Source organism: Burkholderia sp. BCC1638 (assembly GCF_902833195.1).
GTDB classification, from domain to species: domain Bacteria; phylum Pseudomonadota; class Gammaproteobacteria; order Burkholderiales; family Burkholderiaceae; genus Burkholderia; species Burkholderia diffusa.
On sequence record NZ_CADFEC010000010.1, the window covers coordinates 174,604 to 195,760 of the forward strand.

19 protein-coding genes are annotated in these 21,157 nt (G+C 67.9%); 10 read left to right on the forward strand and 9 right to left on the reverse strand.

Features of this window, described 5'->3' with window-relative positions:
* Positions 1–18: 18 nt before the first annotated feature.
* Positions 19–1,020 carry a helix-turn-helix domain-containing protein gene (locus HWX22_RS14745; RefSeq protein ID WP_175915890.1) on the reverse strand — a complete coding sequence of 334 codons (1,002 nt, stop codon included), beginning with the start codon at positions 1,018–1,020 and terminating at the stop codon, positions 19–21.
* A 152-nt stretch (positions 1,021–1,172) separates the two neighbouring features.
* On the opposite strand from HWX22_RS14745, the gene HWX22_RS14750 reads away from it, so the two are divergent.
* Positions 1,173–1,826: a cysteine hydrolase family protein gene (locus HWX22_RS14750; protein ID WP_175911266.1), complete on the forward strand. Its 654-nt coding sequence runs from the start codon at positions 1,173–1,175 to the stop codon at positions 1,824–1,826.
* Between the two features lie 119 nt (positions 1,827–1,945).
* Here the strand turns inward: HWX22_RS14750 and HWX22_RS14755 are convergent, their stop codons facing one another.
* Positions 1,946–2,587, reverse strand: a complete 642-nt coding sequence (locus tag HWX22_RS14755) for a TetR family transcriptional regulator (protein WP_175911265.1) — start codon at positions 2,585–2,587, stop codon at positions 1,946–1,948.
* A 398-nt stretch (positions 2,588–2,985) separates the two neighbouring features.
* Here HWX22_RS14755 and HWX22_RS14760 point away from each other — a divergent pair, with 398 nt between their 5' ends.
* The 3 genes from HWX22_RS14760 to HWX22_RS14770 are packed head-to-tail and all read left to right on the forward strand — an operon-like array spanning position 2,986 to position 9,002.
* Positions 2,986–4,263 (forward strand): efflux RND transporter periplasmic adaptor subunit, encoded by a 1,278-nt coding sequence (locus tag HWX22_RS14760; RefSeq protein WP_175915891.1) that lies wholly within the window; start codon positions 2,986–2,988, stop codon positions 4,261–4,263.
* Positions 4,264–4,278: 15 nt separating this feature from the next.
* Positions 4,279–7,479, forward strand: coding sequence for an efflux RND transporter permease BpeB (gene bpeB / locus HWX22_RS14765; RefSeq protein ID WP_059820341.1), 3,201 nt, complete (start codon positions 4,279–4,281; stop codon positions 7,477–7,479).
* Positions 7,479–9,002 (forward strand): efflux transporter outer membrane subunit, encoded by a 1,524-nt coding sequence (locus tag HWX22_RS14770; RefSeq protein ID WP_059527941.1) that lies wholly within the window; start codon positions 7,479–7,481, stop codon positions 9,000–9,002. Before bpeB ends, HWX22_RS14770 begins: the two co-directional genes overlap by 1 nt.
* Positions 9,003–9,255: 253 nt before the next feature.
* Here HWX22_RS14770 and HWX22_RS14775 read toward each other — a convergent pair whose 3' ends face one another.
* Entirely contained in the window at positions 9,256–10,632 is a 1,377-nt protein-coding gene (locus HWX22_RS14775) for a nucleobase:cation symporter-2 family protein (protein WP_059527937.1), read from the reverse strand.
* A gap of 450 nt (positions 10,633–11,082) precedes the next feature.
* Between HWX22_RS14775 and HWX22_RS14780 the strand changes: the two genes are divergently transcribed.
* The 3 genes from HWX22_RS14780 to fghA are packed head-to-tail and all read left to right on the forward strand — an operon-like array spanning position 11,083 to position 13,615.
* On the forward strand, positions 11,083–12,519 hold the full coding sequence (locus HWX22_RS14780) for an FGGY family carbohydrate kinase (protein WP_175915892.1): 1,437 nt from the start codon (positions 11,083–11,085) through the stop codon (positions 12,517–12,519).
* 10 nt (positions 12,520–12,529) lie between these two features.
* Positions 12,530–12,715: a hypothetical protein gene (locus HWX22_RS14785; protein ID WP_059820338.1), complete on the forward strand. Its 186-nt coding sequence runs from the start codon at positions 12,530–12,532 to the stop codon at positions 12,713–12,715.
* Between the two features lie 51 nt (positions 12,716–12,766).
* Positions 12,767–13,615: an S-formylglutathione hydrolase gene (fghA, locus tag HWX22_RS14790; RefSeq protein WP_175915893.1), complete on the forward strand. Its 849-nt coding sequence runs from the start codon at positions 12,767–12,769 to the stop codon at positions 13,613–13,615.
* A gap of 28 nt (positions 13,616–13,643) precedes the next feature.
* Here the strand turns inward: fghA and HWX22_RS14795 are convergent, their stop codons facing one another.
* The 6 genes from HWX22_RS14795 to HWX22_RS14820 all read right to left on the reverse strand — a co-directional run bounded on the left by HWX22_RS14795 (position 13,644) and on the right by HWX22_RS14820 (position 17,619).
* Positions 13,644–13,922: a hypothetical protein gene (locus HWX22_RS14795; protein WP_175915894.1), complete on the reverse strand. Its 279-nt coding sequence runs from the start codon at positions 13,920–13,922 to the stop codon at positions 13,644–13,646.
* A complete protein-coding gene (locus HWX22_RS14800; protein WP_175915895.1) occupies positions 13,919–14,377 on the reverse strand; it encodes a DUF2778 domain-containing protein in 459 nt (152 codons plus the stop codon). Before HWX22_RS14800 ends, HWX22_RS14795 begins: the two co-directional genes overlap by 4 nt.
* Before the next feature lie 135 nt (positions 14,378–14,512).
* Positions 14,513–15,298, reverse strand: coding sequence for a metal ABC transporter permease (locus HWX22_RS14805; protein WP_175911255.1), 786 nt, complete (start codon positions 15,296–15,298; stop codon positions 14,513–14,515).
* Entirely contained in the window at positions 15,291–16,181 is an 891-nt protein-coding gene (locus tag HWX22_RS14810; protein WP_059701782.1) for an ABC transporter ATP-binding protein, read from the reverse strand. Before HWX22_RS14810 ends, HWX22_RS14805 begins: the two co-directional genes overlap by 8 nt.
* A 13-nt stretch (positions 16,182–16,194) precedes the next feature.
* Entirely contained in the window at positions 16,195–17,109 is a 915-nt protein-coding gene (locus HWX22_RS14815; protein ID WP_175915896.1) for a zinc ABC transporter substrate-binding protein, read from the reverse strand.
* Between the two features lie 48 nt (positions 17,110–17,157).
* Positions 17,158–17,619, reverse strand: a complete 462-nt coding sequence (locus tag HWX22_RS14820) for a Fur family transcriptional regulator (RefSeq protein ID WP_059527909.1) — start codon at positions 17,617–17,619, stop codon at positions 17,158–17,160.
* A gap of 328 nt (positions 17,620–17,947) precedes the next feature.
* On the opposite strand from HWX22_RS14820, the gene HWX22_RS14825 reads away from it, so the two are divergent.
* The 3 genes from HWX22_RS14825 to HWX22_RS14835 all read left to right on the forward strand — a co-directional run bounded on the left by HWX22_RS14825 (position 17,948) and on the right by HWX22_RS14835 (position 21,093).
* A complete protein-coding gene (locus HWX22_RS14825; protein WP_059820333.1) occupies positions 17,948–18,724 on the forward strand; it encodes an L-iditol 2-dehydrogenase in 777 nt (258 codons plus the stop codon).
* Between the two features lie 72 nt (positions 18,725–18,796).
* Complete coding sequence (locus HWX22_RS14830) at positions 18,797–19,753, forward strand: sugar kinase (RefSeq protein ID WP_175915921.1); 957 nt, start codon at positions 18,797–18,799, stop codon at positions 19,751–19,753.
* Positions 19,741–21,093 carry a D-tagatose-bisphosphate aldolase, class II, non-catalytic subunit gene (locus HWX22_RS14835; protein WP_175911251.1) on the forward strand — a complete coding sequence of 451 codons (1,353 nt, stop codon included), beginning with the start codon at positions 19,741–19,743 and terminating at the stop codon, positions 21,091–21,093. The genes HWX22_RS14830 and HWX22_RS14835 overlap by 13 nt, the downstream gene beginning before the upstream one ends.
* The last annotated feature ends 64 nt before the right edge of the window (positions 21,094–21,157 follow it).

Below are 21,157 nucleotides of genomic sequence, written 5' to 3' on the forward strand. Positions count from 1 at the left end.
CCGGCGGCGCGGCGGCCATTAGCGCCGCGCATCGGGCGCGGCGCCGCGAAATTCCCTCCGATAGGCCGACGGCGACGTGCCGAGCGCGCCCGCGAAATGCTGACGCAGCGACACGCTCGAGCCGTAACCGGCCGCCTGTGCGACTGCGTCGATCGATTGTCCCGTGGTTTCCAGCAGATGCTGCGCGCGCGTGAGCCGCTCGGCCTGCAGCCACGCGGTGACGGTCGTGCCCGTCGCCTGGCGGAAGTGGCGCGTGAACGTGCGCCGGCTCATCAGCACGCGTTCGGCGAGCGAATCCACGCTGTGCGCGATGTCCAGATGCGCGCGCACCCAGTCGAGCAGACCCGCGAGCCGCGCGTCGCGCGGATGCGCGGCGACCGGCTGCGGCACGTATTGGGCCTGCCCGCCCTGGCGGTGCGGCGGGATCACGAGACGGCGCGCGATTCGGTTCGCGGCGTCCGAGCCGAAGCGCCGCCGCACGACGTGCAGGCAGCAGTCGAGCCCCGCTGCCGTGCCGGCCGACGTCATCAGGTTGCCGTCGTCGACGTACAGCACGTCGGGGTCGAGCTTCACACGCGGAAAGCGCTGCGCGAAGTCGTCGGCCCACGCCCAGTGCGTCGTGGCCGGGCGCCCGTCGAGCAGCCCGGCTGCGGCGAGCACGTACGCGCCGAGGCACAGGCCGACGACCTGCGCGCCGCGCGCGGCGGCCGCGCGGACCGCATCGACCAGCACGTAAGGCGGTGCTTCGTCGGGGTCGCGCCATGCCGGGACGATGACGATGTCCGCGTCGTCGAGCGCCTCGAGCCCGTACGGCGCGGTGATCGTGAAGCCGCCCGTCGTCGATAGCGGGCCGCGCTCGGCCGAGCACACGCGGAACTCGAACGCGGGCATCGCGGCCGCGTCGCGTTCCTTGCCGAACACGACGGACGGCACCGACAGGTGAAACGGGCTGATGCCGTCGTACGCAATCACGGCGACGACGGTCGGGGCAGGGGCAACGGACGACGCGGCGGCGCGCATGACGGGCTCCGGAAGAGTGATGGCCCGATTCTATCGAAGAATGGCTATCGGGCCACTGTCCGTCAGCGCGATGCGATCCGACAATGCATCGCATCGCGCTGCTGGCCGCCCCGTTCCGGAGCGGGGCGGCGCCGCCGAAACCGGAGCCTGCCATGTCGAATGCTCAATTGCCTTCCGCTTCCCGCCGTGCGCTGATCGTGATCGATGTCCAGAACGAATACGTGACGGGCAACCTGCCGATCGAATATCCGCCCGTCGACGCATCGCTGGCGAACATCGGCCGCGCGATCGACGCCGCGCACGCGGCCGGCGTGCCCGTGATCGTCGTCCAGCACGTCGCGCCGGCGGGAGCGCCGATCTTCGCGCCGGGCACGGACGGCGTCGCGCTGCATCCGGTCGTCGCCGACCGGCCGTATGCGCACCTGATCGTGAAGTCGCAGGCGAGTTCGTTCGCCGGCACCGATCTCGCCGCATGGCTCGACGCGCGCGGCATCGACACGCTCGCGGTCGCCGGCTACATGACGCACAACTGCAATGCGTCGACGGTCTATCACGCGGCGCACGCGGGGCTCGCCGTCGAGTATCTGGCGGACGCGACCGGCGCGTTGCCGTACGAGAACGAAGCGGGTGCGGCGAGCGCCGAAGAGATTCACCGCGCGTACACGGTGGTGTTTCAGTCGAATTTCGCGGCCGTGATGTCGACCGATGCATGGATCGCGGGACTCGGCGGCGCGGCGATGCCGGCGCGCGATTCGGTGGCCGCGTCGAACCGGCGGGCCCGCGCGCAACGCGCGAAGGCGGCCTGAGCGAATCGGGGAGAGCAGGGGGGCGACCGGGCGGAGCGGCGCTGCCGCCCGCGCGTGGCCGGATCGACCGGCCGGTCGCGATGCCGCGGTGCGCGGCGCACCGGCGGAGGGGCCGCCGGTCAGTCGTTCGTCTTCAGCATCGCCGGGCTGTAACGCATCATGTCGAAGCAGCCGTCGACGAGCTGTTCCGCATGCTGCTCGGCGTCGATCTCGTCGGGCAGCATCAGCATGTCACGCACGAAACCGCTGACAAGCGTGTGCAGCATCAGCGTCGCACGCCATGTGTCGAGCCGCTCGGGCAGCAGCTTGAGCCGCACGGCGCCCGCGAGATCGGCATCGATCGCGTGCAGCGCTTCGCTCATCCCCGCGCGGTTGCGCTGCAGCAGCGGCTCCATGTCCGCGACGTACTCGCACTTCATGAACAGGATGCTGAACACGCGCCGCAACTGCGAGTCGCGCTGCACGCCGAGCAGGCACCAGATCACGATCCTGCGGATTTTCTCCAGCGGATTGCCGCCGGGCGCATCGAGCGGCATCCGCTTGAGCTCGTCGATCGGCAGGAACACGCGGTCGAACATCGCGTCGAACAGCTCGCTCTTGTTCGCGAAATGCCAGTAGATCGCGCCGCGCGTCACGCCGGCGTGCTGGGCGATGTCCGCGAGCGACGTGTGTGACACGCCCTTCTCGAAGAACACGTGTTCGGCGGCGTCGAGAATGCGGTTGCGCGTCTCGAGCGCCTCCTCCTTGGTGCGTCTGACCATGTGCAGGCCTGAATGAATCGATCGTAGATGAATATAGGGTCCGTAACCCTCGTCGTCGCTGTGCGGACGGGCTATGCTTGCGACTGGTAATAATTCGTAAGACCTAGCGGTTGGCGAGGGGCGAGCGGGCTTTTTACATACATTCGTGAATGTATATACAATACCACCCTACGATCGAATGACCAAAGTGGCAATCAGTTAATATCCCACTCTGCTGATTCCCGCCAAAGTACCAGTCCGCAGTTCGCGGCATCTCGTCGGCATGGAGGTCTCGTGCCGACTTGCTGTATCTAGCAGTCCAGTAATTCAGGTGTTCGATCTGCGCCGCGAGGCGCATCCGTGTTGCGCTCCCGTCGGGTGCTGCACTTATTCCATTGGTTACACACAGAGGTCGCTCCATGCGCGTCGAACGGGTTCCATACCGCTTGATCACTGTCGCGGCAGCCGCGGTTTTCCTGGCTGCATGCGGAAAAAAAGAATCGGCACCGCCGCCGCAAACGCCGGAAGTCGGCGTCGTCACCGTCCAGCCGCAAGCCGTGCCCATCTTCAGCGAACTGCCGGGCCGTACCAGCGCATTCCTCGTCGCGCAGGTGCGCGCACGGGTCGACGGCATCGTGCTGCGCCGTGAATTCACCGAAGGCACCGACGTCAAGGCTGGCCAACGTCTCTACAAGATCGATCCGGCGCCGTACATCGCGGCATTGAACAGCGCGAAGGCGACGCTCGCGAAGGCGCAGGCGAACCTCGTCACGCAGAACGCATTGGTCGCGCGCTACAAGGTGCTCGTGGCCGCGAACGCGGTCAGCAAGCAGGACTACGACAACGCGGTGGCCACCCAAGGGCAGGCCGCGGCGGACGTCGCGGCCGGCAAGGCGGCGGTCGACACCGCGCAGATCAACCTCGGCTACACGGACGTGGTCTCGCCGATCACGGGCCGCGTCGGCATTTCGCAAGTGACGCCGGGCGCCTACGTGCAGGCGAGCCAGGCGACGCTGATGTCGACGGTGCAGCAGCTCGACCCCGTGTACGTGGACCTCACGCAATCGAGCCTCGACGGGTTGAAGCTGCGCCAGGACGTGCAGAGCGGCCGCCTGAAGACGAGCGGTCCGGGCGCGGCGAAGGTGTCGCTGATCCTCGAGGACGGCAAGACGTATTCGGAAGCCGGCAAGCTGCAGTTCTCCGACGTGACGGTCGACCAGGCAACCGGCTCGGTGACGATCCGCGCGGTCTTCCCGAACCCGGGCCGCGTGCTGCTGCCGGGGATGTTCGTGCGCGCGCGCATCGAGGAAGGCGTGAACGAGAACGCGTTCCTGGTGCCGCAGATCGGCGTCACGCATGACCAGAAGGGCCAGGCGATCGCGATGGTGGTGAACGCGAGCAACAAGGTCGAGCCGCGTCAGTTGAAGACGTCGGGCATGCGCGGCCAGGACTGGATCGTCGAAGGCGGTCTGCAGGCGGGCGACCACGTGATCGTGCAGGGTGTCGAGAAGGTGCGTCCGGGCGCGACCGTGAAGTCGGTGGAGGCACAACTCGCACCGGCGGCCGGCGCCGCATCGGGTGTCGCCGCTGCCACCGCCGCGCCGGCTGCCGCCGGTTCCGGCGCCGCCGCCGCGTCCGGTACCGCCGCATCGGGCGCCGCGCCGGCGAGTGCTGCCGCTGCTTCGAGCGCGCAATAACAGGGAGCCTGTTTCATGGCAAAGTTTTTTATCGATCGCCCGATCTTCGCGTGGGTGATCGCCATCATCCTGATGCTGGCCGGGGTCGCGGCGATCTTCACGCTGCCGATCGCGCAGTATCCGACGATCGCGCCGCCATCGATCCAGATCACCGCGAACTACCCGGGCGCTTCCGCGAAGACGGTGGAAGACACGGTGACGCAGGTGATCGAGCAGCAGATGAGCGGTCTCGACAACTTCCTGTACATGTCGTCGACCAGTGACGACTCGGGCAACGCGACGATCACGCTGACGTTCGCGCCGGGCACCAACGCCGACATCGCGCAGGTCCAGGTGCAGAACAAGCTGTCGCTCGCGACGCCGGTTCTGCCGCAGGTCGTGCAGCAGCTCGGCCTGTCGGTGACGAAGTCGAGCAGCAGCTTCCTGCTGGTGCTCGCCTTCAACTCCGAAGACGGCAGCATGAACAAGTACGACCTCGCGAACTTCGTGGCGTCGCACGTGAAGGATCCGATCAGCCGGCTGAACGGCGTCGGCACCGTCACGCTGTTCGGCTCGCAGTACGCGATGCGGATCTGGCTCGACCCGACCCGCCTGACGAACTACGGCCTCACGCCGGTCGACGTGAGCTCGGCGATCACCGCGCAGAACGTGCAGATCGCGGGCGGCCAGATCGGCGGCACGCCGGCCAAGCCGGGCACCATGCTGCAGGCGACGATCACCGAATCGACGCTGCTGCAGACGCCCGAGCAGTTCGGCAACATCCTGCTGAAGGTCAACCAGGACGGCTCGCAGGTTCGCCTGAAGGACGTCGCGCAGATCGGCCTCGGCGGCGAAAACTACAACTTCGACACGAAGTACAACGGTCAGCCGACCGCGGCACTCGGTATCCAGCTCGCGACCAACGCGAACGCGCTCGCGACCGCGAAAGCCGTGCGCGCGAAGATCGACGAGCTCGCACCGTTCTTCCCGCACGGCCTCGTCGTGAAGTATCCGTACGACACGACCCCGTTCGTGAAGCTGTCGATCGAGGAAGTGGTCAAGACGCTGCTCGAAGGTATCGTGCTCGTGTTCCTCGTGATGTATCTGTTCCTGCAGAACCTGCGGGCGACGATCATCCCGACGATCGCGGTGCCGGTGGTGTTGCTCGGTACGTTCGCGATCATGTCGCTGGTGGGCTTCTCGATCAACACGCTGTCGATGTTCGGCCTCGTGCTCGCGATCGGCCTGCTGGTCGACGATGCGATCGTGGTGGTCGAGAACGTCGAGCGCGTGATGGCGGAAGAGGGCCTGTCACCGAAGGAGGCGACCCGCAAGGCGATGGGCCAGATCACCGGCGCACTCGTCGGCGTGGCGCTCGTGTTGTCGGCGGTGTTCGTGCCGGTCGCGTTCTCCGGCGGTTCGGTCGGCGCGATCTATCGTCAGTTCTCGCTGACGATCGTGTCGGCGATGGTGCTGTCGGTGCTGGTCGCGTTGATTCTGACGCCCGCACTGTGCGCGACGATCCTCAAGCCGATCCCGCAAGGGCATCACGAAGAGAAGAAGGGCTTCTTCGGCTGGTTCAACCGCACGTTCAACAACAGCCGCGACAAGTACCACGTCGGCGTGCACCACGTAATCAAGCGTTCGGGCCGCTGGCTCATCATCTACCTGGTCGTGATCGTCGCGGTCGGCCTGCTGTTCGTGCGCCTGCCGAAGTCGTTCCTGCCGGATGAAGACCAGGGCCTGATGTTCGTGATCGTGCAGACGCCGTCGGGCTCGACGCAGGAAACGACCGCGAAGACGCTCGCGAACATTTCCGACTACCTGCTGAAGGACGAGAAGGAAATCGTCGAATCGGCGTTCACGGTCAACGGCTTCAGCTTCGCGGGCCGTGGCCAGAACTCCGGTCTGGTGTTCGTGCGCCTGAAGGACTACTCGCAGCGCCAGCACGCGAACCAGAAGGTCCAGGCGCTGATCGGCCGGATGTTCGGTCGCTACGCCGGCTACAAGGACGCGATCGTGATCCCGTTCAACCCGCCGTCGATTCCGGAACTCGGCACCGCCGCCGGCTTCGACTTCGAGCTGACGGACAACGCCGGTCTCGGCCACGACGCGCTGATGGCCGCGCGTAACCAACTGCTCGGGATGGCCTCGAAGGATCCGACGCTGCAGGGCGTGCGCCCGAACGGCCTGAACGACACGCCGCAGTACAAGGTCGACATCGACCGCGAGAAGGCGAATGCGCTCGGCGTGACGGCGGAGGCGATCGACCAGACGTTCTCGATCGCGTGGGCGTCGAAGTACGTGAACAACTTCCTCGACACCGACGGCCGGATCAAGAAGGTGTACGTGCAGGCCGACGCGCCGTTCCGGATGACGCCGGAGGACATGAACATCTGGTACGTGCGCAACGGGTCGGGCGGGATGGTGCCGTTCAGCGCGTTCGCAACCGGCCACTGGACGTACGGTTCGCCGAAGCTCGAGCGCTACAACGGCGTCTCGGCGATGGAAATCCAGGGTCAGGCCGCGCCGGGCAAGTCGACCGGCCAGGCGATGACCGCGATGGAAGGGCTCGCGAAGAAGCTGCCGGTCGGTATCGGCTATTCGTGGACCGGCCTGTCGTTCCAGGAAATCCAGTCGGGTTCGCAGGCGCCGATCCTGTATGCGATCTCGATCCTCGTCGTGTTCCTCTGTCTCGCGGCGCTGTATGAAAGCTGGTCGATCCCGTTCTCGGTGATCATGGTGGTGCCGCTCGGCGTGATCGGCGCACTGCTCGCGGCGACGATGCGCGGCCTCGAGAACGACGTGTTCTTCCAGGTCGGCCTGCTGACCACCGTGGGCTTGTCCGCGAAGAACGCGATCCTGATCGTGGAGTTCGCGCGCGAACTGCAGATGACGGAGAAGATGGGGCCGATCGAGGCCGCGCTGGAAGCAGCGCGCCTGCGGCTGCGCCCGATCCTGATGACGTCGCTCGCGTTCATTCTCGGCGTGATGCCGCTCGCGATCAGCAACGGCGCGGGTTCGGCGAGCCAGCACGCGATCGGTACGGGCGTGATCGGCGGGATGATCACGGCGACGTTCCTCGCGATCTTCATGATCCCGATGTTCTTCGTGAAGATCCGCGCGATCTTCAGCGGCGAGAAGGAAGACGTCGACCAGGCGCTGCGTCTGGCTCAGGAGCACTCGCACCACGAAGAGAAGCCGGGCAACGGCGACGAAGGCAACAAGGGACAGTGATGATGCAAAAACACGCTTTGACTGCAATCGCGGTCGCGCTCTTTGCCACGGGCTGCACGATGGCGCCGCATTACACGCGGCCCGACGCGCCCGTCGCGCAGGCGTACCCGGCCGGCGGCGTCTATGCGACGCAGCCGGGCGCTGCCGGCGCGCGCAGCGCGAACGGCCAGGCGGCGACCGCCATCGGCTGGCGCGAATTCTTCGTCGATCCGCGCCTGCAGCGGCTCATCGAGATCGCGCTGAAGAACAACCGCGACCTGCGCGTGTCGGTGCTGAACATCGAGGCGGCGCGCGCGCAGTACCAGATCACGCGCGCGGGCCTGTTCCCGACGCTCGACGGCACGGGCACGGGCAGCATCCAGCGCGTGCCGCAGGGCCTGTCGCAGACCGGGGCGCCGTATATCTCGCGCGCCTACAACGTCGGCGTTTCCGCGTCGTGGGAACTCGACCTGTTCGGTCGCGTGCAGAGCCTGAAGGACCAGGCGCTCGCGCAGTATCTGTCGACGTCGTATGCGCGGCAGGCGACCGAGATCTCGCTCGTGTCGCAGGTCGCGGACCAGTATCTGACGCTGCTGTCCACCGACGATCTGCTGCAGGTCACGGAAAACACGCTGAAGACGGCACAGGCGTCGTACGACCTGACGAAGCTGCAGTTCGACAACGGCACGGGCTCCGAGCTCGAGCTGCGTCAGGCGCAGACGGTCGTCGAGACGGCGCTCGCGAACCAGCAGGCGCAGGCGCGTGCGCGTGCGCAGGCGCTGAACGGGCTGGTGCTGTTGATCGGCGAGCCGCTGCCGGACGACCTGCCGCCCGGCATGCCGCTCGACGCGCAGAACTTGCTGACGGACGTGCCGGCCGGCCTGCCTTCCGACCTGCTGACGCGTCGTCCGGACGTGATGCAGGCCGAGCAGACGCTGCTGGCCGCGAACGCGAACATCGGCGCGGCACGCGCGGCGTTCTTCCCGCGCATCTCGCTGACGGGCGCATTCGGCACCGGCAGCCCGACGCTCGGCGGCCTGTTCAAGGCCGGCACGGCGGCGTGGTCGTTCGCGCCGCAGATCACGATGCCGATCTTCGAAGGCGGGCAGAACATCGCGAACCTGAACCTCGCGAACGTGCAGAAGCGCATCGAGATCGCCAACTACGAGAAGGCGATCCAGTCGGCGTTCCGCGAAGTGTCGGACGGGCTGGCTGCACGCGGCACGTACGATCAGCAGATCGCCGCGCTCGAGCGCAACGAGCACGCGCAGCAGCGACGCTTCGACCTGTCGGACCTGCGCTACAAGAACGGTGTCGACAGCTATCTGTCGGTGCTGACCGCGCAGACCGACCTGTACTCGGCGCAGCAGTCGCTGATCAGCGCACGTCTGGCACGCTGGACGAACCTGGTTACGCTGTACCGCGCATTGGGCGGCGGCTGGATCCAGCGCGCCGGCGAGACGCCGCGCGCACCGGACGAAACGGTCGACTACGACAAGGCGGCCGCACCGGCGCCTGCGTCGGCAGCGGCGACGAACGGGTAAGCACGAAGGCGGGCAGGGCGGGCGACCGCTCCGGTTCGCTGAAGTCGCTGTCTCCGGGATGCGACGACGCCACGGACGAAAGTCCGTGGCGTTTTTTTTGCGGCCGGTTTGGGTAAGCAGCGACTGCGGACCGTCATCGCCGGCACCGCTATCGTCGCCCAATCACTCGCCACAAAGAAGAACGCCACGGCAAGCCGTGGCGTTTTTCCTCTCCCGTATCGCGCCATGCTCCGGCGCATCCGGGTCGGATCGATCAGTGATGCGCGTCGGCCGGGCGTCCGTCGAAGTCGTGCCCTGCGCGGCGGATTTCGCAACGTGCATCCTTCTCGCCCTTCACGCCGTTGAACACGATGTTCAGGATCACGGCGGAGGCGGACGCAAGCAGGATGCCGCTGTGCAGGATCGGTGCGAGCGCGGGCGGCAGCTTCGAGAAGAAGTGCGGTGACACGACCGGCACGAGGCCCATCCCGACGCTCACGGCGACGATGAACAGGTTGTGCGAGTTGTTCACGAAGTCGACCTTCGACAGCACCTTGATGCCGTTCGCGGCCACCATCCCGAACATCACGATGCCCGCGCCGCCGAGCACGAACGGCGGCACCGAGGCGACGACCTGCGCCATCTTCGGGAACAGGCCGAGCAGTACCAGGATCACGCCGCCCGTCGCGCAGACGTACCGGCTCTTCACGCCCGTCACGCCGATCAGGCCGACGTTTTGCGAGAACGACGTATGCGGAAACGAGTTGAAGATGCCGCCGATCAGCGTGCCGAGGCCGTCGACGCGCAGGCCGCGCACGAGGCGCTCCTGGTTGACCGGACGATCGACCATGTCGCCGACCGCGAGGAACATGCCGGTCGATTCGATGAACGTGACGAACATCACCGTGACCATCGTCGCGATCGACAGCGGGTCGAAGTGCGGCAGGCCGAAGTGGAACGGCATCACGAAGCCGACCCACGGTGCGTGCGCGACGCCGTCGGTATTCACGCGGCCGATCGCGAACGCGATCACGAAGCCGGCGACGATGCCGAGCAGCACCGAGATGTTCGCGAGGAAGCCGCGGCCGAACTTGTTGATCAGCAGGATCAGCGTGAGCACGAGCAGCGACAGGCCGAGGTAGACGGGGCTGCCGTATTCCGGATTGCCGACGCCGCCCGCCGCCCAGTTGATCCCGACTTCCATCAGCGACAGCCCGATCACCGCGATCACGGTGCCGACGACGACCGGCGGGAAGAACCGCAACAGCTTGCCGATCATCGGCGCGAGCACGATGCCGATGATGCCGGCCGCGATGGTCGAGCCGAAGATGTCGAGAATGCCGAGGCCGGGGTTGGTGCCGATCGCGATCATCGGGCCGACGGCCGCGAACGTGCAGCCCATGATGACGGGCAGGCGGATCCCGAAGATCCACAGGCCGAGCGTCTGGATCAGCGTGGCGATGCCGCACGAAAACAGATCGGCGCTGATCAGGAACGCGATCTGGTCTTTCGGCAGCTTCAGCGCGCCGCCGACGATAAGCGGCACGGCGACGGCGCCGGCGTACATGACGAGGACGTGCTGGAGACCAAGCGTTACAAGCTTGCCGGTCGGCAGCACCTCATCGCACGGATGGACCGTGTTCGATTGCATCTGTCTCACTCCATGATCTTGTTTTCGGGGTGATACGAAGTTATGCGGAATGGAACATCGCAACAAGAGCGCTGGGTTCTATTCCGTTCTTTGCTGGTTCGATATGCCATTTCGGCATGAAACAGGGTGTCGATCATCGGGAAACGCCGCTGGAGTGAGGTTCCCCGGTTTTATAGCCCTTCAAAATAGTGCAGGCTCCCATGTCAAATATCGGCGGCTTTATGGTGTGTATCGCGACCGCGGCATAGTGGAAAAAACGACCGGCGGAAAATCGCGCCGGGTTAACCCGCTGGCGGGCGTTTTGGCACGCTATGTGCAGCCGGGTGAAACCGGTCGTGCGCGGCTTCGTTTTATCGCGTCGCCAGCGCGTCAAAATCGCCGCGCAAATCGAGCCGCATGTCGCGATCCCGCTATCATCGATATCCGTTTATTCGAATACGCCAACCCGTCATGCGCCTGCTCGGAATCGACCTCGGTACCGGCTCCGTCAAACTCGTCACGCTCGATGCCGATGGCGTCGAACGCGCGGTTGCGAGCGAACCCTATGCGTTGTCGTCGCCGCAACCCGGCTGGGCTGAAATTGCCCCCGACGTTTGGTGGCAGGCGCTCGTGCGCGCCGCTGCGCGACTGCCGGCCGATGAGCGTGCGCAGGTCGCGGCGATCGGCTTCTCCGGCCAGATGCATGGCGTCGTGCTGATCGATGCGGCCGGGCAGCCGGTGCGGCCCGCGCTGTTGTGGCCCGATACGCGTGCGGCGCGCGAAGCGGACGCGGCCGACTGGCCGAGCGCGCCGAATCCCGTCGCGCCCGGCATGGCGGGCCCCCTGTTGCGCTGGGTGGCCGCACACGAACCGCAGGCGTTGCGGGACGCACGCTGGGCCGTGCAGCCGAAGGACTGGCTGCGCGTCGCGCTGGGCGGCGAGGTCGCGGCCGATCCGAGCGACGCATGCGCGACCGCGCTCGCGACGCCGGACGGCGCGTGGGATACGGCGCTGATCGACACGCTCGGCTTGCCCGTCGACCGGTTCGCACCGGTGCGGGCGTCGGGTGCGCGCTGCGGCGTGCTCGATGCGAAGGCGGCGGCGGCACTCGGGCTGCCGGCCGGCGTGCCGCTCGCGACGGGGGCGGCTGATACCGCGTGCGCGGCGCTCGGCAGCGGGCTCGTCGCGGCTGGCGACGCGTTGCTGACCACCGGCAGCGGCGGCCAGATCGTCGTGCTCGCGGATGCGTTGCCGCCCGCACGGCGCGGGCTGCACCGTTATCGCACGGCGGCTGGCGGCGGCTATTACACGATGGCCGCGATGCAGAACGTCGGGCTCGCGCTGGAAGCCGTGCGCGGCTGGCTCGGCTATCCGCGCTGGCCGGATGCGTACGACGACGCGTTTGCGCAGCCGGCGTCGGCGCGGCTCTGCTTCCTGCCGTACCTGACGGGCGAGCGTTCGCCGTGGATGAATCCCGACGCGCGCGGCGGCTGGCTCGGTCTCGGCCTCGGCGACACGCGCGGCGCGATGATGCGCTCCGCGTTCGAGGGCGTCGCGTTCGCGTTGCGCGCGGGGCTCGATGCGATCCGCGATGCGAATCGGGCCGATCCGGTGACGACGTTGCGCCTCGCCGGTGGCGGCTCGGTCGATCCGCGCTGGCGCCAGTTGCTCGCGGATGCACTCGGCGCGTCGCTCGACGCGGTCGATTGCCCGAATGCCGCGACGCGCGGTGCCGCGCTGCTCGCGGGCGTCGCGATCGGACACTGGCGCGACGACGCGCTGCGCACGCTGGCGCCGACCGCGTCGCCGGTCGCCGCACCGCACGACGATCGCGCGCTGGCCGCACGCCACGCGCGTTTCGTCGATCTGTATGCGCGAACGGATGCGTGGTTCACGACCGGCGTTTAAACTCGGGCACGTGTCCTGTCGGGACAGCGGTGACGCGTCGCGGCAAGGCGGCGGCTATTTCCAGCACGCGACGGGCGGCGGGATCGGGGATCATGACGGGCACGCCACGGTATCGCCGTGTCACGCGGCGCGGCTCGACCTGATCACGCACGTGCTGCCGCTCGAGACGCTCCACGGCGCCGCCGACCCGATGTAGAAGGGCGAATCGATTCGCCCGATCGTGCTGTATTGAACGGAAGGGAACCCCATGCTCGAACTCGTTTCTTCGCATGCTTGCCACGGTGGCGAGCAACGCTTCTATCGCCACGATTCGAAGGCGATCGGCCTGCCGATGAAGTTCTCGGTGTACCTGCCGCCGCAAGCGGCGCACGGTCGCGTGCCGGCGCTGTTCTATCTCGCGGGGCTCACGTGCACCGAGGAGACGTTTGCGATCAAGGGCGGCGCGCAGCAGTACGCGGCGCAGCACGGCCTCGCGCTCGTGATGCCCGATACGAGCCCGCGCGGCGCGGGCGTGCCGGGCGAGGCCGATGCGTGGGATTTCGGCGTCGGCGCGGGCTTCTATGTCGACGCGACGCAAGCGCCGTGGTCGACGCATTACCGGATGGAGTCGTACGTGACGGGCGAGCTGCGCGAGCTCGTCGCGGCCGAGTTGCCGATCGACGGCGCGCGGCTCGGGATCTTCGGCCACTCGATGGGCGGGCACGGCGCGCTGACGCTCGCGCTGCGTCACCCCGACCTGTACCGGTCGGTGTCGGCGTTCGCGCCGATTGCCGCGCCGACGCGTTGCCCGTGGGGCGAAAAGGCGTTCTCGGGGTACCTCGGCGATGATCGCGAAGCATGGAAGCAGCACGACGCGAGCGAACTCGTCGCGCGCGCCGATGCGCCGAAGTTCGCGGACGGCATCCTCGTCGACCAGGGTTTGGCCGACCAGTTCCTCGCGAACCAGCTGAACCCCGACGTCTTCGAAGCCGCGTGCGTGAAGGCCGGTCAGCCGCTGACGCTGCGCCGTCATGCGGGCTACGACCACGGTTACTACTTCATCTCGACGTTCATCGCCGATCACGTCGCGCATCATGCGCGGGTGTTGTCACGTTAGTGCGGCGAACCGGCCACGCTATCCCGCATCAGCGAGTGGCGTGGCGCTTCGACTTTCGCAGCAGGCGCAAGGCGAGCCATGTCGCCGGTATCACCACCGCAAGCGCTATCAGCAAATGCACGACGATGACGAGATCATCGCCCGCCTCGCCGTCCCAGAAACCGGGAACATGCGTGAAGAGCCAAACCCACGCGCGATCGGGTATCGGTAGTGCGAACGACGCGTGAGTGAGGCATAGCCTCGCAAGCGACACGGATGCCGCGAGTACCCATGCGGTGACCGCGGCTCGGTACACGATTCGCTTCATTTGACGGTAATCGTGCCGTAGGCCCGCACGGAGGAGCCCGGGATCGGAATGGGTTTCTGCGCGGTCAGCAAGTCTTTCAGTCGTGCGTAATCGATCGTCGATTCGATGGTCACGCATCCCCTGCTGATTCCCTGCACGCCTTTGGGGTGAAGGCGAAAACTTCCGCGTCTGACGTCGTCGCAAAGTACGTAATCGTCGATGCTGTCGTCGGCGGCGTAGAGCGCAAACCAGTCTCTCTTGTCGCTGAAGAGTTCTCGCAGCGGGCCCAGCATGCCGCCGGTTGGTCGATCGACGATGTAGTAGCGGCCTGGCGGAATGGCGCCTTCACCGACGAGGCACGACGACGAGCGGCGATTGCGGTGACGCGCGCTGCCCGAAAAGGCTGGAAAGGACATGGCGCCGCATTGCAGACGACTCATGTCCTGATCGTTCAGATCGAATGTGCATTCGAGCATGGCAGGTATGGCTCAGCCGGAGTGGGGGCTGAACATCCTGCCATGGTCAATGTGGTGCGCGCGATCGGATTGGTCCGAAAATATCGGGTGCGCCGACGTGCACGGTTGCGAGGCATGCCGAGAACCGGCTGAACGTCATGTGCGTCGCCGCAACAGGCTCGCGCCATACACGAGTGCGGACAGCGCGGTGATCCAGAAGCTCGTCGGCCAGTCGGTGTGATACGCGAGCGTGATCCCGGCCCACGCTTCGAACAGCGCGAACAGCGCGGCGAGCAGCACGCCGGTCGACAGCCGCGTCGACACGTTCTGCGCGGCCGCGGCCGGCCCGACCAGCAGCGTGAACACGAGCAGCACGCCGACGATCTGCGTCGCCGCGGCCACCGCGAGCGCGCACACCGCGAGGAACAGCATCGACACCGTGCGCAGCGACACGCCCTTGGCTTCGGCCAGTTCGGGCTGCAGCGACGCGAACAGCAGCGGCCGCGCGATCAGCGCGAGCGCGACGAGGCTCACCGCGCCGATGCCGGCCAGCACCGCGAGCGTGTCGTGGTTGACCGCGAGCACGTTGCCGAACAGCAGTGCGGTGACCTGCGTCGCGAACGACGTGTAGAAGTGCAGGAACAGCAGGCCGAACCCGAGCGCGCCCGACAGGATCACGCCGATCGCGACGTCGCGGCCCGCGAGCCGTTCGCCGAGCGCGCCCATGCCGATGCCAGCCGCGAGCGTGAAGCCGACCATCCCCCAGATCGGCGAAATGCCGAGCAGCACCGCGCCCGTCGCGCCGGTGAAGCCGACGTGCGACAGCGCGTGGCCGGCGAAGGTTTGTCCGCGCAGCACCAGGAAGTAGCCGACGATGCCCGCGAGCACCGCGACGATTCCCGACGCGGCGAACGCATTGATCATGAAGTCGTATTCAAACATCGTGCGAATGCCCCGGATGAGCGTGTCCGTGGTGGTGATGGTCGTGGCCGCCGCCACCGCCGTGCGAGTGGCCGTCGTCGTCCTCGTGTTCGTGATCGTGCTTTTCGATTTCGACGTCGCCCGACATCACGAAGATCTTGCCGTTCACGCGCATCACGTCGATCGGCGAGCCGTAGAGCCGCGACAGCACGGGCTTGGTGATGACCTCGTCGACGGTGCCGAGCGCCGCGACGCCGTTGCCGAGATACAGCACGCGATCGAGCGCGTTCAGGAGCGGATTCAGTTCATGCGCGGAAAACAGCACGGTGATGCCGAGTTCGCGCTGCACCTTGCGCACGAGTTCGACGACGCCGCGCTGGTGGTTCGGGTCGAGGCTGATCAGCGGTTCGTCGAGCAGCAGCAGCTTCGGGTTGCCGAGCAGGCACTGCGCCAGCAGCAGGCGCTGCCGCTCGCCGCCCGACAGCTCCGACAGCGGCCGGCGCGCGAGCGTCGGGCCGCCGACGAGGTCGAGCACGCGGTCGACGTCGCGCCGCGTCGCGGCGTTCGTGTGCGGCAGCCCCCAGCGGTGGCCGTCGGCGGCCATCGCGACGAAGTCGTAGCCGCGCATTCGGCGATTCGCGAGGCCGCTCCTGATCTGCGGCATGTAGCCGATCGACGCGTTGCCGCGCGCGACCGGCACGCCGCCGACCGACAGCGTGCCGCCCGCGACGGGCACGAGACCGAGCACCGCGCGCATCAGCGTCGTCTTGCCGGCGCCGTTCGGCCCGAGCACGCCGACGAATTCGCCGGGTTCGATCGAGAAACTCACGTCGCGAAGGATCGTGCGTCCGCCCAGTTCGAGCGTGACGCGATCGAGTGCGAGTGCGTGGGGAGTGTCGGTCATGGCGTTGCGTAAGTCATTTCTTGCTGGCGGACAGCGCGGCGGCGAGCGCGTCGAGTTGGCCGGCCATCCATTGCTGGAAGGTCTTGCCGGCCGGCTGCGTCTCGGTGACGCTCACGCCCGGCACGCCGCTGTCGCGCGCGATCTTCAGCAGGCGCCGGGTCATCGGCGCTTCGGCCTGGCTGTTGTAGATCAGCACGCGCACCTGCTTCTTGCGCAGGTCGTTCTCGAACGCGGCGACGTCCTGCGCGCTGGCTTCGGTGTCGTTCATCGTCGCGAGCTGGAAGCGCTGGTTGCGCATGTCGAGGCCGATCGCGTCGGACATGTAGCCGAACACCGGCTCGGTGGCCGTCACCGGCACGCCCTTGTATTGTGTGCGCAGCGCAGCGACCTTGTCGTCGACGGGCTTCAGCGACGCGACGAACTTCTGCAGGTTCGCGTCGTAGTCGGCCTTGTTCGCCGGATCGGCGCGGCCCAGCTCGGCCGCGATCGCGCGCGCGGCGGCCGGCATGGTCGCCGGGTCGTACCACAGGTGCGGGTTGTCGCCGGCCTTCTTGCCGACGAGATCCGCGACGACGATCGTCGTGCGCTTCGCCTGCTTCGACGCGCCGAGCAGCTTGCCCATCCACGGATCGTAGTCCGCACCGTTGTAGATCACGACCTGCGCGTGCTGCAGCGCGCGCGCGGTCTTCGGGCTCGCTTCGAACAGGTGCGGATCCTGATCGGGATTGCTGAGGATGCTGGTCACTGCGACATGGCGGCCGCCGATCTGCGATGCGACGTCGCCATAGAAATTCTCGGCGGCGACCACGTTGACGGTCGCGGCCTGCGCGAAGGCAGGTGCGGCGATCGACAGCGCGGCGGCCGCGGCGGCGAACAGACGGGCAAGCGGCAGGGCGCGCCGCGGCGCGCGCTTCAGGGCAATGGACATGAAACTCCTCGTTGGAAGGGGCGGCGCGTGCGCCGCGCGTGTGCGGTGTCAGCGTTGCGCGGGCTTGCCCTTGCAGTGCCCGCACAGGCCGTTCAGCTCGACGACCTGGTGGTGGACTTCGAACCCGTGCGCGGGTGCGCTCGCGGATAGCTGTTTCGCGAGGTCGCTGCCCGGAATCTCGACGGTCTCGCCGCACGAGTCGCAGATCAGGAACTGGCCTTCGTGCGGCACGCCGATCTCGCAGCATGCGAAGAACGCGTTCTTCGATTCGATCCGGTGGATGAAGCCGTGCTCGACGAGGAAATCCAGCGCGCGATAGACGGTCGTCGGCGGCACGCGGCCGCGCTGCGGCTCGAGCTCGGCGAGCAGGTCGTACGCGCCGATCGGGCGCTGCGCGGCCAGCACGCGTTCGTAGACCTGGCGGCGCAGCGGCGTCCACGCGAGCCCGTGCTCGGCGGCGAATGCGTCGGCCCGGGACAGCCGGGCGTCGATGGGCGATGAGGTGGCCATGGCGTGAAGCAGGCAATGAAACGAAGTATCGCGATGATATAACGTATCTTCTCGCCGTGCAGCCCGAATTCCGCCTCGCGCATTGGCTCCGTCCCCTTCATCGCCGTTTCAGCCGCGCCGCACCCAGCGCGCTGCGCCTTGCCGCGCGCGGTTCCCCACGCGACGCGCGGCGCGATCGTGCCGCAGCGCATCATCGAAAGCCGCCGTGCCGCCTTGACAGCGTGAATCGCGTATCCGATCATTCGACCAACAACAGAGCAATTGATCGGTCGGCGAGCGTTCGCTCACCTCGCTGCCTTCGCACAGCAGAACGAACCGGAGACAACCAGTGAGACTGGAAGACAAGGTCGCGATCCTGACGGGCGCGGCAAGCGGCATCGGCGAAGCGGTCGCGCAACGCTATCTGGACGAGGGCGCGCGCTGCGTGCTGGTCGACGTGAAGCCCGCGAGCGGTTCGCTCGCACGGCTGATCGAGGCGAACCCCGGCCGCGCGGTGGCCGTCACCGCGGACGTCACGCGCCGCGACGATATCGAGCGCATCGTCGCGACCGCCGTCGAGCGCTTCGGCGGCGTCGACATCCTGTTCAACAACGCGGCGCTGTTCGACATGCGCCCGATCCTCGACGAATCCTGGGACGTGTTCGACCGGCTGTTCGCGGTCAACGTGAAAGGGCTGTTCTTCCTGATGCAGGCCGTCGCGCAGCGGATGGTCGAGCAGGGCCGCGGCGGCAAGATCGTCAACATGTCGTCGCAGGCGGGGCGTCGCGGCGAGGCGCTCGTTTCGCACTACTGCGCGACCAAGGCCGCGGTGATCAGCTACACGCAGTCGGCCGCGCTCGCGCTCGCGCCGCACCGGATCAACGTGAACGGCATCGCGCCGGGCGTGGTCGACACGCCGATGTGGGAGCAGGTCGATGCGCTGTTCGCGCGCTACGAGAACCGGCCGCTCGGCGAGAAGAAGCGGCTCGTGGGCGAAGCCGTGCCGCTGGGCCGGATGGGCGTGCCGGGCGACCTGACCGGCGCCGCGCTGTTCCTCGCGTCGGCCGACGCCGACTACATCACCGCCCAGACGCTGAACGTCGACGGCGGCAACTGGATGAGCTGACATGGCGCCGCTCGCACGCGCAACCCGGGCGACCGCGCCGCGCGCGGCCGCCGCCGCACGAGGGCACGCATGATGGCCGAGATCGTCGTCGCCGGCGAACTGCTGGCCGAATTCGTCGCCGCCGAGCGCGGCCAGGGCTTCGACACGCCGGGCCTGTTCGCGGGGCCGTTTCCGAGCGGCGCGCCGGCGATCTTCGCCGACCAGGCCGCGCGGCTCGGCGCGCGCGTCGCGTATGCGGGCTGCGTTGGGCGCGACGCGTTCGGCGACGCGATCGTCGCGCGGCTCGAGCACGACGGCGTCGACGTCGCGCGCATTCGTCGTGTCGCGCGTCCCACCGGCACCGCGTTCGTCGCGTATCGCGACGACGGCTCGCGCAGCTTCGTGTTCAGCCTGTCGACCAGCGCGGCCGCGTGCGTCGATGCCTCCGACGTCGACTCCGCGATGTTCGATGGCTGCCGCTACTTCCACGTGATGGGCTCGTCGCTGACGAGCGAATCGGCGATCGCGGCGGTCCAGCGCGGCGTGATCGAAGCGGCGCGTGTCGGCGCGAAGGTGTCGTTCGACCCGAACGTGCGGCCCGAGATGCTGAGCTTTCGTCCGATGCGCGCGGCGCTCGACACGATGCTCGCCGCGTGCCATCTGTTTCTGCCGAGCGACGCCGACCTGCCGTTCTTCTGCGGGCCGCAGCCGGCCGAGCGCGCGATCGCGGGGCTGCTCGCGACGCATCCGCTGCTCGAGCGCGTCGTGCTCAAGCGCGGCGCGGCCGGCAGCGCCGCGTTCGACCGTGCGAGCCGTGTGGACGTGCCGGCCTGGCCGGTCGACGAAGTCGATCCGACCGGCGCCGGCGACTGCTTCGGCGGCACGTTGGTCGCAAGCCTCGTCGCCGGCCTGCCGATCGACGTCGCGCTGCGCCGCGCGAACGCGGCCGGCGCGATCGCGGTCACGCGGCGCGGCCCGATGGAGGGCAACAGCAGCGCGACGGAAATCGACCGCTTCCTGACCGAACGAGGTGTCGCATGTCCGGCCTGACCCCCGTCGCCGAACGCCCGCGCAACGCGCACGCCGACACCGTGCTGCGGATGATCTTCGACGCGAACCGCGCGGATGCGCAGCGCGGCATCTATTCGGTCTGCAGCGCGCACCGGCTCGTGCTGGAGGCCGCGTGCGAGGCCGCGCGCGCGGACGGCTCGCCGCTCCTGATCGAGGCGACCTGCAACCAGGTGAACCATCTCGGCGGCTACACGGGCATGACGCCCGCCGATTTCCGGCGCGACGTCGACGCGATCGCGCAGCGCTGCGGGCTCGCGCCGTCGGCGCTGGTGCTCGGCGGCGACCATCTGGGCCCGAACCCGTGGCGGCACCGCCGCGCGGCCGATGCGATGCGCGAAGCGGCCGCGATGGTCGCCGCATACGTCGAAGCCGGCTTCGAGAAGATCCACCTCGACGCGAGCATGGCGTGCGCGGACGATCCGGCGCGGCTCGACGACCGTACCATCGCCGCCCGCGCGGCCGAGCTGTGCCGCGCGGCCGAAGACGCGGCCGCGCGCGCCGGCGTCGCGCCCGTCTACGTGATCGGCACCGAGGTGCCGACGCCGGGCGGCGAAGTGGCCGGCGACACGGGCGGCGATGCGATCGCGCGGATCGCGGTCACACGCAGCGACAGCATCGCCGCGACGCTGGACGCGCATCGCGGCGCATTCGCGGCGGCCGGTCTCGACGACGCATGGACGCGCGTGGTCGCGATCGTCGCGCAACCGGGCGTCGATTTCGACGATCGCCACGTGCTCGACTACGACAGCGCGAAGGCCGCGTCGCTCGGCGCGAGCATCCTGCGCACGCCGCGCCTCGTGTTCGAAGCGCATTCGACCGACTACCAGACCGAAGGCGCGCTCGCCGCGCTCGTGCGCGACCACTTCGCGGTGCTGAAGGTCGGGCCCGCGCTGACCTTCGCGTTGCGCGAGGCGCTGTTCGCGCTCACCTTCATCGAGGACGCGCTGATCGACGACGTCGCGCAGCGCTCGCGGTTGCGCGACGTCGTCGACGCCGCGATGCGCGCGCAGCCCGAGCACTGGGCGCCGTATTACCGCGGCGACGAAACCGAGCAGCGGCTCGCGCGCCAGTTCAGCTACAGCGACCGGATCCGCTATTACTGGCTGCAGCCGGCCGTCGCGGCGGCGGTCGAGCAGTTGTTCGACAACCTTGCGCGGCAGCCCGTGCCCGAGACGCTCGTCGCGCAGTGGCTGCCGGACGTGTACGCCGCGTGCCGCGCGGGCGGCCTCGCGAGAGAGCCGCGCGCATGGGTGCGCCACCGGATACGCGACGTGATCGCGCACTATGCGCGCGCGTGCGGGATGCAGCGGCCGGCGTGACGGGCCGCGAAGGAAGCGACGCAATACGAAACGCGCAATACGCAACACGCAACACCGACGACAG

Coding starts and splice junctions, on each gene's coding strand:
- HWX22_RS14745 (WP_175915890.1), bottom strand. CDS start 1,020: ATGCGCGCCGCCGCGTCGTCCGTTGCCCCTGCCCCGACCGTCGTCGCC.
- HWX22_RS14750 (WP_175911266.1), top strand. CDS start 1,173: ATGTCGAATGCTCAATTGCCTTCCGCTTCCCGCCGTGCGCTGATCGTG.
- HWX22_RS14755 (WP_175911265.1), bottom strand. CDS start 2,587: ATGGTCAGACGCACCAAGGAGGAGGCGCTCGAGACGCGCAACCGCATT.
- HWX22_RS14760 (WP_175915891.1), top strand. CDS start 2,986: ATGCGCGTCGAACGGGTTCCATACCGCTTGATCACTGTCGCGGCAGCC.
- bpeB (WP_059820341.1), top strand. CDS start 4,279: ATGGCAAAGTTTTTTATCGATCGCCCGATCTTCGCGTGGGTGATCGCC.
- HWX22_RS14770 (WP_059527941.1), top strand. CDS start 7,479: ATGATGCAAAAACACGCTTTGACTGCAATCGCGGTCGCGCTCTTTGCC.
- HWX22_RS14775 (WP_059527937.1), bottom strand. CDS start 10,632: ATGCAATCGAACACGGTCCATCCGTGCGATGAGGTGCTGCCGACCGGC.
- HWX22_RS14780 (WP_175915892.1), top strand. CDS start 11,083: ATGCGCCTGCTCGGAATCGACCTCGGTACCGGCTCCGTCAAACTCGTC.
- fghA (WP_175915893.1), top strand. CDS start 12,767: ATGCTCGAACTCGTTTCTTCGCATGCTTGCCACGGTGGCGAGCAACGC.
- HWX22_RS14795 (WP_175915894.1), bottom strand. CDS start 13,922: ATGAAGCGAATCGTGTACCGAGCCGCGGTCACCGCATGGGTACTCGCG.
- HWX22_RS14800 (WP_175915895.1), bottom strand. CDS start 14,377: ATGCTCGAATGCACATTCGATCTGAACGATCAGGACATGAGTCGTCTG.
- HWX22_RS14805 (WP_175911255.1), bottom strand. CDS start 15,298: ATGTTTGAATACGACTTCATGATCAATGCGTTCGCCGCGTCGGGAATC.
- HWX22_RS14810 (WP_059701782.1), bottom strand. CDS start 16,181: ATGACCGACACTCCCCACGCACTCGCACTCGATCGCGTCACGCTCGAA.
- HWX22_RS14815 (WP_175915896.1), bottom strand. CDS start 17,109: ATGTCCATTGCCCTGAAGCGCGCGCCGCGGCGCGCCCTGCCGCTTGCC.
- HWX22_RS14820 (WP_059527909.1), bottom strand. CDS start 17,619: ATGGCCACCTCATCGCCCATCGACGCCCGGCTGTCCCGGGCCGACGCA.
- HWX22_RS14830 (WP_175915921.1), top strand. CDS start 18,797: ATGGCCGAGATCGTCGTCGCCGGCGAACTGCTGGCCGAATTCGTCGCC.
- HWX22_RS14835 (WP_175911251.1), top strand. CDS start 19,741: ATGTCCGGCCTGACCCCCGTCGCCGAACGCCCGCGCAACGCGCACGCC.